This window comes from Candidatus Tisiphia endosymbiont of Dascillus cervinus, from assembly GCF_964026405.1.
Classification (GTDB): Bacteria; Pseudomonadota; Alphaproteobacteria; order Rickettsiales; family Rickettsiaceae; genus Tisiphia.
Genome location: NZ_OZ032146.1, coordinates 1,227,258 through 1,243,791, shown reverse-complemented (window position 1 = coordinate 1,243,791; position 16,534 = coordinate 1,227,258). Strand labels below are relative to the sequence as shown.

14 protein-coding genes and 1 pseudogene are annotated in these 16,534 nt (G+C 32.7%); 10 read left to right on the top strand and 5 right to left on the bottom strand.

What is annotated here, in order from left to right; all coding sequences use genetic code 11:
• The first annotated feature begins 46 nt into the window (after positions 1 to 46).
• Entirely contained in the window at positions 47 to 1,555 is a 1,509-nt protein-coding gene (gene lnt / locus AAGD19_RS06085) for an apolipoprotein N-acyltransferase (RefSeq protein ID WP_341747571.1), read from the top strand.
• A gap of 60 nt (positions 1,556 to 1,615) precedes the next feature.
• Positions 1,616 to 2,080 carry a helix-turn-helix transcriptional regulator gene (locus AAGD19_RS06080; protein ID WP_341747570.1) on the top strand — a complete coding sequence of 155 codons (465 nt, stop codon included), beginning with the start codon at positions 1,616 to 1,618 and terminating at the stop codon, positions 2,078 to 2,080.
• A gap of 123 nt (positions 2,081 to 2,203) precedes the next feature.
• Here the strand turns inward: AAGD19_RS06080 and AAGD19_RS06075 are convergent, their stop codons facing one another.
• Genes AAGD19_RS06075 through clpB form a run of 4 tightly spaced genes read right to left on the bottom strand, consistent with a single transcriptional unit; the run spans position 2,204 to position 6,923 of the window.
• The gene (locus tag AAGD19_RS06075) at positions 2,204 to 2,527 is read right to left on the bottom strand and encodes a hypothetical protein (protein ID WP_341747569.1); all 324 of its coding nucleotides are present in this window, start codon (positions 2,525 to 2,527) and stop codon (positions 2,204 to 2,206) included.
• Entirely contained in the window at positions 2,524 to 3,306 is a 783-nt protein-coding gene (locus tag AAGD19_RS06070) for a TatD family hydrolase (protein ID WP_341748485.1), read from the bottom strand. The genes AAGD19_RS06075 and AAGD19_RS06070 overlap by 4 nt, the downstream gene beginning before the upstream one ends.
• Complete coding sequence (locus AAGD19_RS06065) at positions 3,306 to 4,334, bottom strand: mitochondrial fission ELM1 family protein (RefSeq protein ID WP_341747568.1); 1,029 nt, start codon at positions 4,332 to 4,334, stop codon at positions 3,306 to 3,308. Before AAGD19_RS06065 ends, AAGD19_RS06070 begins: the two co-directional genes overlap by 1 nt.
• 12 nt (positions 4,335 to 4,346) lie before the next feature.
• Positions 4,347 to 6,923 (bottom strand): ATP-dependent chaperone ClpB, encoded by a 2,577-nt coding sequence (gene clpB / locus AAGD19_RS06060; protein ID WP_341747567.1) that lies wholly within the window; start codon positions 6,921 to 6,923, stop codon positions 4,347 to 4,349.
• A 406-nt stretch (positions 6,924 to 7,329) separates the two neighbouring features.
• Here clpB and AAGD19_RS06055 point away from each other — a divergent pair, with 406 nt between their 5' ends.
• The 8 genes and pseudogenes from AAGD19_RS06055 (at position 7,330) to AAGD19_RS06020 (ending at position 14,237) form a co-directional block, all read left to right on the top strand.
• Entirely contained in the window at positions 7,330 to 7,869 is a 540-nt protein-coding gene (locus AAGD19_RS06055) for an invasion associated locus B family protein (RefSeq protein ID WP_341747566.1), read from the top strand.
• Between the two features lie 245 nt (positions 7,870 to 8,114).
• A complete protein-coding gene (glyA, locus tag AAGD19_RS06050) occupies positions 8,115 to 9,377 on the top strand; it encodes a serine hydroxymethyltransferase (RefSeq protein WP_341747565.1) in 1,263 nt (420 codons plus the stop codon).
• A gap of 111 nt (positions 9,378 to 9,488) precedes the next feature.
• Positions 9,489 to 9,731 carry a hypothetical protein gene (locus AAGD19_RS06045; RefSeq protein WP_341747564.1) on the top strand — a complete coding sequence of 81 codons (243 nt, stop codon included), beginning with the start codon at positions 9,489 to 9,491 and terminating at the stop codon, positions 9,729 to 9,731.
• A gap of 104 nt (positions 9,732 to 9,835) precedes the next feature.
• Positions 9,836 to 10,819 (top strand): transposase, encoded by a 984-nt coding sequence (locus AAGD19_RS06040; protein ID WP_341747563.1) that lies wholly within the window; start codon positions 9,836 to 9,838, stop codon positions 10,817 to 10,819.
• A gap of 3 nt (positions 10,820 to 10,822) precedes the next feature.
• On the top strand, positions 10,823 to 10,957 hold the full coding sequence (locus AAGD19_RS06035) for a DNA methyltransferase (protein ID WP_341747562.1): 135 nt from the start codon (positions 10,823 to 10,825) through the stop codon (positions 10,955 to 10,957).
• 59 nt (positions 10,958 to 11,016) lie between these two features.
• Positions 11,017 to 11,546, top strand: a pseudogene (locus tag AAGD19_RS06030) (DNA-methyltransferase).
• Positions 11,527 to 12,099: a BglII/BstYI family type II restriction endonuclease gene (locus tag AAGD19_RS06025; protein ID WP_341747560.1), complete on the top strand. Its 573-nt coding sequence runs from the start codon at positions 11,527 to 11,529 to the stop codon at positions 12,097 to 12,099. The pseudogene AAGD19_RS06030 and the gene AAGD19_RS06025 overlap by 20 nt, the downstream one beginning before the upstream one ends.
• A gap of 422 nt (positions 12,100 to 12,521) precedes the next feature.
• Complete coding sequence (locus tag AAGD19_RS06020) at positions 12,522 to 14,237, top strand: hypothetical protein (protein ID WP_341747559.1); 1,716 nt, start codon at positions 12,522 to 12,524, stop codon at positions 14,235 to 14,237.
• 217 nt (positions 14,238 to 14,454) lie between these two features.
• Here AAGD19_RS06020 and tkt read toward each other — a convergent pair whose 3' ends face one another.
• Positions 14,455 to 16,464, bottom strand: a complete 2,010-nt coding sequence (tkt, locus tag AAGD19_RS06015; protein WP_341747558.1) for a transketolase — start codon at positions 16,462 to 16,464, stop codon at positions 14,455 to 14,457.
• Between the last annotated feature and the right edge of the window lie 70 nt (positions 16,465 to 16,534).

Here is a 16,534-nt window from a genome sequence, read left to right as displayed (position 1 = left end):
AGCATGATGTATATTTTTGTAAACAATTTTTATCAAAGTAACATTAATGTTCTCATCCAAAATATTCACCCTGATTTCAGGTATGATTAGTGGTTTAGTTTTTGCTCCAATTTTCTTTATACCTGGATTATTTGCCTTGGCACTGCTATGTTATCAAGCACAAATTGCTAATAGCTGGAAAGAAGCCTCTATATTAGGTTTTATATTTGGCTATGGGCATTTTTTAGTCAGCATGTACTGGATTAGTATAGGGGTTACTGTTTATATTGATGAATTTTGGTGGGCAGTGCCGCTGGCATTATTTGGTCTACCAATTATTTTGGCTTGTTTCATTGCTGCAACCTGTGGTTTCGGATTCCTAGCCAAGAGTCATCATTTTTATCAGTTTATCTTTTGCCTTTATTGGGTATTTTTTGAATGGGTAAGATCATGGATATTTACCGGGTTACCATGGAATTTGCTTGGATATGCTTTTTCATTTTCTGATATTCTAATTCAGTCTTCTAGTATCATAGGAATATATGGTTTAAGTTTTATTGTAATATATATATCAACTAGTTTTTATCATATCTTTACTAAACAATATAATATATTAAAAATATTATTAGCAAATTCATTGGTAATAATTGCTCTAATAACTTCCTACGGTTTATTAAAGCTACACAACAATCCTACCAGCTTCTCAAATATAAAAGTCCGACTAGTTCAGCCAAGTATTCCACAAATTGCTAAGTGGGACGTTGAAGAATTTTGGAAAAATTTTAATCTTCATATCGCATTGTCTAAAGAGCCGGGCAATGTAGACCTAATTATATGGTCGGAAGCTGCTATGGTAGCCCCGCATGATTACCAACCAATCAAAATAAAAATATTAAAGATGCTGGAAAGTAAAAAGGCAATTTTAATTACTGGTGGTATAACAAATAATGGTAAGAAAGGGGATGATTTTGAGATTTACACGAGCTTATACGCTTTAACAAAAGAAGGGGATAAATTATTTGAATATCATAAGTCTCATTTAGTACCATTTGGTGAATATATGCCTCTTAAATGGATATTACCCTTGAAGAAATTAACCCCTGGGTTGTTAGATTATACTGAAGGGAGCAGACAACTCGTTAGTCTTGATAAACCTAATATAATCATAAAACCGCTTATTTGTTATGAAGCGATCTTTCCAAACCTTGTTCAAACGAGTAATAAACTTTCAGATGTGATTATTAATGTCACTAACGATACATGGTATGGAAATTCCTCTGGTCCATACCAACATTTACAGATTAGTCGTATGCGTAGTATAGAGAATGGTCTTCCTATGCTTAGAACGGCTAATAATGGTATATCTGCCGTAATAGATCCAGTAGGCAGAATTATTCAACAACGAGCTCTCAATGAAGTAGGTTATATAGATAGTTTATTACCAAATAAGCTAGAATATGAAACTTTATATTCACAATTTGGAGATATATGTGCCTTGTTAGCAATAATAACTACCCTTATTAGTTACATTTTAATAAAAAATCTTATCAATATCAATAAAAAATTACTTGATTAAGCTAGAATATTATACTATCATTAGTTGCAATAGGTAGAGAAATATTAAATTATTATAACAATGAATAAATATAATGAATCAAAAGAAAGAATAAATATAATTGTAGGTATGCGTTTAAAAAAGCGTCGTATAATGCTCGGCATAAGCCAACAAGAATTGAGTGAAGCTATTAATCTTACTGTAAAACAGATACAAAAATATGAAGATGCTACTACCCCAATAGCTGGCAGTATATTGTATTTTTTTGCAAAAATATTAAATGTATCTATTGAATATTTTCTCGATATGACTAAAACTACTGAGGTATCAGAGGATTACCTATTTGGTACGCAAGACAACAATAGTCTTGTAAATAATATTATTGCTGAAGATAAAGCAGAGTATTTAGTACCTTTAAAATACGATATAGAAAAAGAAGTATCTTATCTTGTGGAAGGATTTACCGAGATTCAAAATCCACATATTAGGCAGAAAATAGTTGAACTGATTAAGTCAATAGTAGCATCTCAAGGCAATCAAGTCTAAACCGTAGTAATTACCTAGCTTTACAAGCTGTTCAACTTTTTAAGTTAGTCAAGTCAGGAGAATTGGATAGCAGGAATGATGGAGCAAAGACTATAGATAATAGGCGAGATTGTACAGCTAGGGTTATTTTTTTGCTGTACTAGCATCAATACCATAAAAAGCCTTTTTTGGTATACCATGCCTCGTAGGGCGATAACATATAATTTTTTGTCCAAGATTATCAGGAGCTAGTTTTAGTGGGACAATTTTCCGTATTTCAGGTTGAGCTTGTTGTTGAGCGTACACCGTTGGTAACATAAATACTAGAACCATAGCAAAAGATTTAACAGAATTAACCAATATATTCCATTGATATAGAGTAGGAGGTAGTACCTTTAATAAGGTGACAAACATATTTAACTCATTAATTAAAATTTTTATTAGCAATATATGACCATTTCCTTTCAAACAGTAGTTGAATATATAAGATGTGTTTTAGTAAATAAAGACATAAAATTTTTGGAAGTGGCACTTGCTACTGTTTCTAGGTTTGTTTCCTTTATTTCAGCTATTTTTTCTGCTACATATTTAACAAAAGCTGGCTCATTTTGCTTTCCACGCATTGGAACAGGGGCTAAGTAAGGAGAATCTGTTTCAATTAATAATCTATCTAGTGGAATATAACGTACTATATCCTGTAAACTAGCTGCATTTTTAAAAGTTACAATTCCAGCAACCGATATATACATACCAAGATCAAGCATTTTTTTTGCCAAATGTTTTGAGGAGGTAAAGCAATGAATAAGACCGGTAAATGGTGCATTTTGCATTTCACTGCTTAAAATATCAATGGTGTCTTCTTCTGCTTCTCTTGTATGTACTATAATTGGTAATCCGGTACTTTGAGATGCTTGTATATGCTGCTCAAAAGAGCCAATCTGTTTATTTTTGTCAGATGTTTGGTAATAATAATCAAGACCAGTTTCACCAATACCAATAATTTTGGGGTGATTAGAATAATCCACAATAGTTTCACACATAGTGATTTCTTTAACTTCATTAGGATGTATGCCGCATGAGGCAAATATATTGCCGTATTTTACGGTTATTTCTAAAATAGCTGGTAATTCCTCAAGGGTAGTACAGATAGTCTGCATGTACTGAACACCATTATCCTTAGCCCGAGTTATTATTGTTGATAAATCTTCTTTCAACATATTTAAATGGCAATGAGAGTCAATTAATATCATGAGCGTATCCAATTTTTTGAGACTATTATATTAGCAATTTTTTCTACTTCATTAAGTGGGACATAATTATACTGTTCAAGCTGAGTTACAGATTCGTCTAATATTCTCGCTATTCCTAATTCTACCAATTTTTGAAAAAATGATAGATGTTTAGGTAATTTAAAATTATTAGGACAAAATATGTAAAGAGGCTTGCCAGTGGAGGCTGCCTCACTACACATTGAAATCGAATCAGCAGTGGAAATTATGTAATCTGCCTGTGATAACATACCAAAATAAGGGTTAGGTTTAGTGTTTTCCTCTGTTGGATCATAAATAATGGTAGAGGAAGATACATTGTTTTTAATAATTTCTTTTGCTGAATTGGGGGTGCGTCTACTAAAGCTAATAAACAAGTTATATTCTTTGCCTTTTTGTATAAGATTAGATAATATTGTTGCAATTTGGCGAGCATTATCATTGGTAAAAGTATAATTTTTACTATTACCACCAATAATTACTGAGATAAATTTCCCAAGTTTTGGATGATTTTTACGTAATTCAATGCCACCATCCTGTATTTTTTCTTGAACATTGTTTAAAGCCCCAGTAATTCTCAATATACTCAAATCACTTGAGTACATATTTAGTTCTTCTTTACTAACTTTATCATGGTGTGGTAAAATAATTAGATCAAATTGCTTGAGCGGTAGGTTAGGGTGCATAATTTGAACAATTTTTATTCTACCATTAGACTTATGTTTTAAATAACTTGCTAAAGAAGCAGTTCTTCTCCCGGCAGAAATTATTAAGTCTGGGAATCCTTGCCTGTCTGTAATAATTTCCCACGATTGTAATAGTTCCTTTTTTACATGGATAGGGCTGAATCGGAGTAAGAAATTTGGTAAATTACCCCAAAAATTATATTCAATAGGTTTTAATTCATAACCAAGCTTGATATTTTCTGCTAGAGCTATGGCTTGATTGGCATTACCGACGCTACTGTCAGTCAGTACCCAAATTTTAGGTTTAGTAGTATCTATCATATTCTTTTCTATTTAGGCTACTTTATTAATAACTAGTTCACTACCAGTTGATTTGATGTTTACCGTATCACCGCTCATGATACTACTCGAAAGAATCATTTTGGCAAAATGATTCTGTAGTTCTCGTTGAATAACTCTTTTTAATGGTCTAGCACCAAACATTGAGTCATAGCCCTTATCAGCAAGGTAATTTATAGCTGATTCATCAAATTGCAATATAATATTTTGTTGCAAAAGAATTTTTTTCAGATTATCCAGTTGTATTTTAACAATATCATGTATGTTGGCACGATTTAGTTTATGGAATAGAATAATCTCATCTAGCCTATTTAAGAATTCAGGTTTAAATACGGCTCGTACATATTCCATTACTTGTTCTTTGATTTTATGTTGGTCATCTTCTTCTCGTTGATTAATAAGTATTTCAGCTCCAAGGTTAGAAGTAAGAACAATAATGGTATTTTTAAAATCAACGACTATCCCTTGACTATCGGTTAGTCGTCCTTCATCTAAAATCTGCAGCATGATGTTAAAAATATCTGAATGAGCCTTTTCTACTTCATCAAATAAAATGACTTGATAAGGTCTCCTACGTACTGCTTCGGTTAAGATACCTCCCTGCTCATAACCAACATACCCTGGAGGAGCTCCAATCAAACGTGATATAGAGTGTTTTTCCATATATTCAGACATATCAATTCTGAGTATGGCATTACGATCATCAAATAAAAAAAGTGCCAAAGCCTTGGTTAGTTCGGTTTTACCAACACCAGTGGGACCTAAGAATAAAAATGACCCAAGTGGTCTGTTAATATCTTGCAAACCAGCACGAGAACGACGTACAGCATCACTGACTCCTTTTATAGCTTCATCTTGACCAATCACCGATTGACGCAATTTATCTTCCATAGCGAGTAATTTTTCACGCTCGCTTGATAGCATTGTATCAATCGGTATACCAGTAATTCTAGATATGATTATAGCTATATCGTTTTCCGATACGACTTCTTTTGATAGTTTGTTATCTCCACCTTCCATTGCTTGTTGTAGTTTCTTAGTTAAATCAGGAATAATACCATATTTCAGCTCACTAGCTCGGGCAAGATCGCTACTTCTTTCTGCTCTTTCAAGTTCTGCTTTAGCTTTTTCTAGCTCTTCTTTTAATTTTTGTTCAATATGTATTTTGGATTTTTCAGCTTGCCAGCTAGCACTCATATCATAAGAAAGAGATTCAAGTTTTTCTAATTCATCGGTTAAGAGGATAATTTTCTTTTTTGAATGTTCATCATTTTCTTTTTTTAGAGCTGCTAATTCAATCTTTATTTGAATAATACGGCGATCAAGTTCATCCAATTCTTCTGGTTTACTAGATAATTCTATTTTTAATCGACTACATGCTTCGTCAATTAAATCAATAGCTTTATCTGGTAAATAACGATCAGTAATATATCTATTAGATAAAGTACTGGCAGCAACTATAGCACTATCAGCAATTCTTACACCATGATGTAATTCGTATTTGTCCTTAATACCACGTAAAATTGATATAGTATCTTCTACTGTTGGTTGGCTAACGTAAACTGGTTGAAATCTTCTAGCAAGAGCTGCATCTTTTTCAATATATTTACGATATTCATCTAAAGTGGTAGCACCAATACAATGGAGTTCCCCTCTAGCAAGCATGGGTTTTAGTAAATTTGATGCATCCATAGCTCCGTCTGTCTTACCAGTTCCTACTAAAAGATGTAGTTCATCAATAAATAAAATAATTTCCCCACTAGAGTTTTTAATCTCATTTAATACAGCTTTTAGTCGTTCTTCAAATTCTCCACGATATTTAGCTCCAGCAATTAAGGCTCCCATATCAAGTTCAATGATACGACAATTTGCTAAAGTTTCTGGAATATCTTGGCTAAATATTCTTTGGGTTAACCCTTCTATTATGGCTGTTTTACCAACTCCTGGTTCTCCTATCAGCACCGGGTTATTTTTCATTCTTCTCGACAAAACTTGCACTGTTCTTCTAATTTCCTCATCTCTGCCAATTATTGGATCAAGTTTACCAAGTTCTGCCAACTCAGTAACATCTCTACCATATTTCTTTAGGGCATCGTAACTACTTTCAGAAGATTCGCTATCTGCTTTCTTACCTTTTCTTAACTGTAAAATTGCTGCATTTATTTTCTTATTAGTTATTGAATTATCCAATAAAATTTTACCAGCAGGTGTTTGGTCATACGATAATGCTTCAAAAATTCGCTCAATAGTGATAAAACTATCAGCATTATCCTTAGCAATATCTAGGGCTTTATTAAGTAATTTTAAGCTTTCCGATGATAAATAAAGCTGTCCTCCTCCCTCAATTTGTACTTTTGGGATTTTGTTTAATTCTATAGTTACAGCTTTATTTAAATCGTCTAAGTTACTACCCAAAATATTAATGAGGTTAGTAATAATGCCGCTATCATCATTTAACAAACTCGCCAGTATATGTAATGGCAATAGTTGCTGATGATCATTTTTTGCTGCTAAGCTTTGGGCATTAGAGATGATAGATTTTGCATGTGTAGTAAATTTATTCATGTCCATTTCAATAACCTTATAAATTGTAAATTAGGTCAAACCTGATTGTTAAAATGTACTCGTGTCAGCCGCTCCAAAAGTGCATTTATCGAATTAATGATTAGAATATATCATAATATTTAACCCCACTAAGTATTTTATATAATTAAGGTTAATAATAATACAAGGGGCTATAGCTAACCTAAAAATATTTGAGTCATGAAAACGATTTTAACAGATTGACAAATATATTAAATTTAGATATCCTCTAGTCCTTAAATTCTAGTAGGCGAAGAAATATTAAGGACTAGGTTTTAAGGACTGAAAAAGAGAAATTAGGTGTTAAAATTACGACATCCTTGCTCACGAAAGAGTGGCAGTTCGAATCTGTCATTGTCCACTAATAATATTAAATAATTAAATAAGTAGAATTATGACAAATTGTATTAAAAAATCATTGTTTGTTACAGCTGGTCTTGCTGTAATGGGTTTGGGATTATTTTTGGGTAATCCTAGTAGAGTTGATGCTGCGGTTAAAGAGGGGCAAAAATTTTCAGATTGGGTAGTTAACTGCACCACAGATGCTGAAAAAAAACAGGTCTGTTTTTTAAGTCAAGCAATTAACTCTACTAATAAAGATGGTAAACAACAAGTGTTAGCTGTGTATCAAATAGGTTATTTGGGTAGTGGTAAGGCAAAAAGTTTAAAAATGATACAAATAGTTCCTACTGATGTTTCTGTTGCTCCAGGTACGTCAATTATTAGTTTCCAAAAATTAGTTGCTCCAGGTAAGTACGTTACTTGTACAAAAGATTCTTGTCAGGCTGTTGCTGAAATATCAGATAAAGATCTTAAAGATATTTTATCAAAAGATGCTAATCCTATCGTGGGGATAATGAATTCAGCTGGTCAACAAGTAAATCTTCCACTCTCTACGAAAGGTCTTGAAGAAGGCTTGAAAGCGTTGAAGTAAATTAAGTTATAGCTAAACCGAAAAAGTTTTAGCCTAAAAACCGTCATTGCGAGGAGACCGTAGGTCGACGAAGCAATCTATATGACAAGCTTCATGGATTGCCACGCTCACATACGTTCGCTCGCTAATAGACATATACGTCTATAAGTTTAAAATGCATTTGCAAAGCCGCTTTAAGAATGCATTTTTTCTTATATTAAAGCCAATTCGGGATAAAAATTAGTTACTTCTTATAGGTTAGCTCAATGACTATTTGTCCTAATAAATTATCTGAAACAGATAATGAAATATACCAAATTATTAATGCTGAAAAAAAGCGTCAGCATGATTTTATCGAATTGATTGCTTCTGAAAATTTTGTAAGCCCGGCAGTATTAGAAGCACAAGGGTCAGTTCTTACCAATAAATATGCTGAAGGATATTTTGGAAAACGCTATTATAATGGTTGTGAAGAGGTTGATAAAGCTGAGCTTTTAGCGATAGAACGAGTAAAAAAACTATTTAATTGTAACTATGCTAACGTTCAGCCTCATTCCGGCTCTCAGGCTAATCAGGCAGTATTTTTAGCCCTATTAAAACCACATGACACCATACTTGGTATGTCGCTAGATACAGGGGGGCATTTGACTCATGGTGCTTCCCCTAACTTGTCTGGTAAATGGTTTAACTCTGTGTCCTATTCGGTGAATAAAGAAACTTTCTTAATTGATTATTCACAAATAGAGCAAATGGTCGTGCAGCATAAACCTAAATTGATTATAGCTGGCTATTCTGCTTATTCACGTCAATTAGATTTTAGCAAATTTAGGGAAATTGCTGATAGAGTAGGGGCATATTTACTAGCGGACATTGCCCATATTGCAGGACTTGTTGCTACAAACGAACATCCAAGTCCCTTACCTTATGCTCATGCTGTTACCTCTACTACTCATAAAACTCTGCGTGGTCCACGTGGTGGTATTATTCTTTCAAACGATGAGGAATTGGGCAAAAAGATAAATTCTGCTTTATTTCCTGGCATGCAAGGTGGACCGTTAATGCATATTGTTGCAGCAAAAGCAGTAGCATTTTTGGAAGCCTTAAAACCAGACTATCATCTTTATATAAAACAGGTTATGAGTAATGCAAAAGCTCTTGGTAACAGTTTAATGGCAAGAGGCTATGATATTTTAACTAATGGCACTGATAATCATATAGTATTAGTGGACATACGAAAATATGGTATAACTGGTAAGATGGCCGCAGATTCGCTTGAAAGAGCCGGCATAACCTGTAATAAAAATGCTATACCATTTGATACAACTTCACCGTTCATTACTTCTGGTATTAGGCTTGGTACTCCAGCATGCACCACTAGAGGTTTCAAAGAAAAGGAGTTTATAGAAGTTGGCGAGATGATTTGCAACGTATTAGATGGGTTGAAAGCTACGCAAGATAACAGTGATTGTGAGCAAGAAACTCGCAAGCAAGTTAAAAAGTTAGTAGATAATTTCTCGATTTATGTTTAAACTAGAAGTTAACAAGCTAATGGTTTTTCATATAAATACGAAAGATTTGTTGAATTTCTAAGTAATTTATCTAATACTAAACTAACTTATAAAACTTTAATTTTCTAGAATATGGTACAAGAAGCAATTAGAATATCTGAAATACAGGAAAAGAATCATAGCTTTAGTGAAATTGTGAATAAGTTGTCTTATCAAAAACAAAAACATAATATCTTGAAAAATAGTTTTGATTTAAATAATCAAGCAACTCTATTTGAAGGTGATTGCATGAAGTTATTAGAACAAATTCCAGATAACAGTATAAACTTAATAATAACATCACCACCATATAATATAGCAAAACTTACGCTATGAGAAAAAAAAATGGTACATTATGTTGAGTATAATTTACAAATGCCAAGAGGATAAAATTGCAAGCAATACCAGTTAATAGGACAGATTACTGTCAATTTCTAATAGTGAGTCAAAAGAATTATAGTTTGACCTACTATGCTGAACATGCCAAAAAATGTAGCCATGATGTTATTAATAGATTTTTAAAAAATGAAAAATATACACCTTCTTTGTTATGGGAACATATTAAGGATGATGTTATTTTATCGTCTAACGGATATACAATATTTGATGATACGGTGTTAAATAAAAGAAATACCAAGAAAATAGAAATTGCTAGATCACAGTACAGTGGGGCTACAGGTGGTATTACTACTGGTATAGGAGTAGTAAGTTTGGTATATTATAATCCGGATATTAATAAGTTTTGGGTAATAGATTACCGAATTTTTTCGCCCGAACATGATGGAGCGACAAAAGTAGAACACCTATTAAATATGTTAAATAATGCTGTGTATAGCAAAAAGATTCCTTTTCAAACTGTGCTTTTTGACACATGGTATGCTACGCATAAAATTATGCAACATGTTGATTCCTTGGGTAAATATTATTATGCTCCTATTAAAGCAAATAGAAACGTTACTAAAACTTCCTCTTCTAAGCCTTATAAAGCTGTTAGCAAGTTAACGTTTTCAGATGAGGAAATTAAGAGCGGAGTGGAGATTCATATAAAGGGCTTTGCAAAAGATAAGCATGTTAATTTGTTTAAACTTACTGTTTCTACCAACAGAGTTGATTATATTGTTACCAATAACAAAACTCAAAAATCTTCTAAAGCCGTACAAGATGAGTGTGGCTTTCGTTGGGTAATTGAGAGCATGCATAGAGAAATCAAGCAACTTACCGGTATAGAACGATGCCAATGCAGAAAACAACGCATCCAGCGTAATCACATTAGTTGTGCATTTTTAGTGTGGGCTTTTCTAAAAAGAACTGCACACAAAATAGGTAAGACGGTTTATCAAATAAAGTTAGGGCTTTTAGATCATTATATGCAACAGCAGTTACGTTCACCCTCTTTACGCTATTTAGAACCTTACATAGCGTAAGTTTTGATAGGTAAGGAATACGAAAAAAAATCAGATATTAATAAATATTATAATTGGCAAAAAAAAGTCATCAATGAGTGTTATAGGGTGCTAAAAGATGATGGACATATTTGTTGTGGCAAGTCGGTAATTATGTAGAAAATGGAGAAGTAATACCTTTAGATATTTTATTATATCCTATATTTTCAGAGTTAAAAATGAAAATGAGAAATAGGGTTATTTGGCATTTTGGACATGGGTTACATGCTTCAAAAAGATTCTCTGGAAGACATGAAACTATTATGTGGTTTAGTAAAACCAACGATTATTACTTTGACTTAGATGCTGTTAGGATACCTCAAAAATATCCTAATAAAAAATATTTTAAAGGCAACAAAAAAGGGGAACTATCTTGCAATCCAAAAGGCAAAAATCCATCAGATGTTTGGGATATTCCAAATGTAAAAAGTAATCATATAGAAAAAACGGAACACCCTTGCCAATTTCCCGTCGGTTTAGTTGAAAGGTTGGTTTTATCAATGACAAAAAAAATGATATTGTTTTAGATCCTTTTGTTGGTTCTGGTAGCTCTTTTGTTGCAAGTCTAAAAAATTCTAGGAAATGTATAGGTGCAGAAATAGATAAGAAATATATAAATATTTCAAAAGAACGAATTAAAGAAACATTAAACGGAACTATTAGGGTTAGAGAAATGAATGAACCCGTCTATGAACCTGAAACAATATAATATGAAAATAGTTTATGAATATTCTCATCTTGGGGGAAGACAAATTTTACAAGTTGATTATCCCCAAATTTTTCAAGAGGTTCATGAATCAATAAAAACGATAAATGACATAAAGAAAAATAAGGTTAGTAAAGAAAAAACAAGCGAAGGAAAGATGTTTTATTCGCCAAAAGAATTAAATAATGCTTTCACTCAACAGTTTAACTCAAGAGGGTTTCATGAAATAATAGACAAATATGATATTGTTATACCAAATCACGACAAGGTTATATCAAATTCATATAAACAAATAGATTTTGTAAAGGATAGAGTTTTAATTGAAGTTCAATTTGGCAAATATGCTTTTATGTTTTATGATTTGGCAAAATTCCAGTATTTTTTCAATGAAGGTAAGGCGGATGTAGGAATAGAAATAGTACTATGTCATAATTTACAACAACAAATGTCAACAGGTGTCTCTTATGGAGAACAACTTGTTTACGATATTGAACGATTAAAAAGACATTTTCCTGCTGTTCCTGTCTATGTAATTTTGGTTGATATAGGGGAATAAATATATAATCACCGAAAAATCAGTATCTTTTAACAATCCACCTGTAATTAAAACAGTTAAATCAGGAACTGAAAGTGTTATGCAATAATTTTTATAATCTTCTTGACAAGCTATAGAAAGTCGCTATTATCCGTTTGCAACGGTTCTAAAAAGGTAAAAATTATGAGTTTTAAAGAGTTATTAGAAAAAATAATAGGCTTAGTAGCGGTCTTCTTGACTTAAAGGAATATGATATAAAAGATGAAGAAGTTAAAAAATTAGGTGAAGTCCTTAAGTATAATGATAAAGTTTGGAATGTTAATTTAGCAAATAAACAGCATAATATCACCAATGAGGCATTTGAAAGTTTTGCAGAAAATATTAAGCTTAACGGAAGACCTATTGAGGTTGAATGTAATAACAAAGCCTGGAATTACTTATTTATGTTTATTAAACTCATTAACAGTAAAAAGACCTCTAATTTAAATTTAGACCAAAAAGCAAAAGATGCATGGTTTGCAAGCATGGTACTAGCAGGTCATAGTTATGACAGTATAGTTGAATATTTACTTAAACATACCGATGAGACCTATTCGTTTTCAATTAATGGACCTATTCAAGGACAGACTATTACTAACTATTATATGGATAGACCGAATATTCAAAAATTGTTATTCGAACATGGATACATTCCACGCGAATTACGTAATGATCTACAAGCTATTGTTAATGACTCTCAATCTGTACATAATAGTACATTAGTAAGAGCAACAAACTCCTTCATCAAGGATTTGTTAGAACAATTGAAAGCTTCTGATGAACAATTTGATAAACAATTAGATCAAGCTGCAAAGCAAACTATAACAAGAATAGCAGACTTGTCAAATATTACAAGCAAACCAGAATATACCCCCTTTCTATTGCCCAATTTACCTGAAGATAGGAAAAAGGATATTTTTGATAAAATACCAGAAGAAGATAAACTAAATTATCTACAAGATAACAAGAAAGCTATGCAAGCAATAATAGAAAAAGCGGTCAATATCTTAAAGAATCTTTATGTAAAAACTGATGTTGATGGTAAATATGATGGAACTTATGCTAATTATAGTTATTGTTATGATTACCTGCATGGGAAGAATCTACAGTTACCTAAAGCGATAGGAGCTGTTAAGCTATTCATTGATAGTAATTATCCTAATAAGCAAGAAATACAAGAATTATGTGTTAGCTTTCTATCTACATATTTCACTATAGAGACAGATGAGTCAAAAGTTTTAAGTATTCTAACTAAAATTAAACAACTACTTAATAAAGATGAACTAACAATAGAAGAGCTTAAAAGTCAAGAGGCATGCCATAATTTACTTACTAACTGTAATGCTACTCAGCAGCAAATAAAAGACTTGTTTCAAGATTTAAACCACTGTTCTGTAGAAGAGGTATGGAAGGTAAATAAAATGTCGGAGTTGGCTATGCAATTATATATAGCTGCGACAGCGTATGGTCCTAATAAGTCTGCTTGTAATCAAGGAACCTTCACTCAAGTAATCCATACTTTACCAAAGGTTAGCTCTCTATTTATAAATAACTTTACATCACGGGAATCTGAGACAAAAGAGGAGATTACTGACAATAATATTGGAGACTTTATTCAACACATTGTTGATAAGTTAATAGTAAAATGTGAAAAAAAAGGTCTATCCAAGGAGCTTTTAGAATTTATAGCGTGTGAGATGGATATGGATTTTAGCAAAACCACACATGCACAACAAAAAGTATTTGCTGAAATTAATAAGTTATTTTTGGAGAATATTAGGAACTATCTACCTGAATATGCTGAGCGTAGCCCTTTAGCGACAGAATACCAAATTATGATTAATGCACTACGACAAACTAAAAAGATGCAAGATTTTGCTAGTCAGCATAGTACCGAGCAATTAACTGAACAAGACAAACAATTTATTATGGAGATGAAACATCAACAAGAAGAACAAGCAACAAAATTGCAAAAACAGCAAGTTAAGGAAGTAGTTGAGGATATGTTAGATGCTTTAGGTCTGTCAGAGACATGCTCTAAATATTTTGATGATCCCATTGCAGCATACCAAAGCTTACTGGGAGAGTCTAGTAGTGGTTTTGACTCTGAAGGCATGTAATTCTTAATAATCGATCTCAAAGTCATATATGGACGAAGTCCATTGATGGGTTTGGACGGAGTCCATACCATCATTGCGAGGAACTACTTTATAACCTCAATTTCGGATTAATGAAATTAATCCAAAACTGAGGTTTATAGTAGTGACTAAGCAATCCATTTCTAATCACTTTTAAGGATTGCTTAGTTGCTTTCGCCTACTTGCAATGATGCCTTTTTTACATCCCCTTAATTTTTGCCATAATCTTTTTTAGAATATTTGAGGCAGTAAGCCCAAAATATGAGTATAAATCAGTAGAGGGAGCAGATAGACCAAATTGCTCCATGCCAAAGAACATGTCGTTTTCTCCAATGATTCGATGCCAGCCAAAGCTACTTGCAGCTTCTATAGCCACTTTTAAGTTACCCCTAGATAAAATATTTTGGATATAGCTAGGTTTTTGTTTAAAAAATAGCTCAAAACATAATATTGATATGACCTCAGCTTTAAAACCATGGTTAGTTAGCAGCTCTTGTACTTTTAGAGCAATTGATAATTCAGAACCCGTGGCAAAGATAGTAACATCTACTTTTTCTTGACTATTTCCTGACAATATATACCCACCTTTAGAGTATAAATTTTGTGAACTAATGTGGCTAACTATTTGATTTTCCCCATTTTGAATCTTAATAATTTGAGGGACAGCTTGTCTTGTTAAAGTAAGAACAGAAGGTCCTTGTTTATTAGATAGTGCAATTCGCCAGGACTCGGCTGTTTCTATATAGTCTGCAGGGCGTAGTACCATCATATTTGGTAAGCTTCGGAGGGATGCTAGATGCTCAACTGGTTGGTGAGTAGGGCCGTCTTCTCCTACACCGATTGAATCATGAGTCATTATATAGATTACTTGTTGCTGCATAATAGCAGAAAGTCGCATACTTGGCTTCATATAATCAGAAAAGGCTAGAAAAGTAGCACCTACAGGCAAAAATCCTGATAATGACAGTCCGTTCATGATAGAACCCATAGCATTCTCACGAACACCATAATGGATGTAGTTGCCGCTAAAATCATCTTTACTGATTACTTTACTATGATTATTTTTGATATTATTGGATAATGATAAATCAGCTGACCCAAAAATAATTTTATCAGATAGTTTGCTTAATTCTTCTACAATTCTACCGGATGAATTACGGGTTGCTTCATCTTTTACCGGGATAGGTATATTATCAAGAAAAGAACAATCGATATTAGGTCTAGCAAAATACGCTTTTTGTTCTTGACTTATATCAACAAAGTTTTCCTGCCAATTATTATAACTCACTTGATTTCTTAGCCAAGCGATGTCCCATAGGTCTTTTAATTCTTTTGGTAGTCCGAACTCTTCATCCTTAAAACCTAAATTTTCTTTTAGCAATTTAACTTCATCTTTGCCAAGGGGCGAACCATGGGCTGCATTTGAATTTACCTTGTTAATAGAACCTTTGGCAATTAAAGTACGACAGGCAATGAAGTAGGGTTTATCAGAATTTTTTGCCCTAGTTAAGCTGGCATTAATTTGCTCAAAATCATGCCCATCTATAGATTCGGTAATCCAACCCATGGCAGTAAATTTAAGCAAATGGTCTTCAGATACGGTAAGGTTGGTAGAGCCATCGATGGAAATTTTATTATCATCAAATAAAACTATTAGGTTATTAAGGCATAAATGTCCAGCTAAAGAAGCAGCCTCGTAGCTTATACCTTCCATTAGGCATCCATCTCCAATTATACAGTAAATTTTATGATCACTAAGATTTTTGCCCAATTTTTGTTGATATTTTTTTTGACCAATAGCCATACCCACTGAAGTGGCAAATCCCTGGCCTAAAGGTCCTGTAGTAGCTTCAATAGCTTCATATGCTCCATATTCTGGATGTCCAGGAGTTTTTGAATGTAATTTGCGAAATTGTTTTAAATCTTCTAAGTGAAAATTTTTATAATTTGTTAAATAATAAAAACTATAAAGTAACATAGATCCATGCCCAGCTGATAGAACTAGGCGATCACGGTCAAACCAAGTTGGATCATTAGGATTGAATTTAAGAAAATCAAACACTAAAACTGTCATCACATCTGCCATGCCAAGTACCATACCCGGATGCCCTGACTTGGCATGTTCTATGCTATCACTTGCTAAAACTCTAATACAGTCACTTAGTTTACAATATTCTTCTGAATATTTTGGTATTTTATTAAACTTCATTATGATAAATATCGCTTTTATGTTAAAAGATATATACTTTTCTAGTTTTAAGAATTGGAATATATTGATA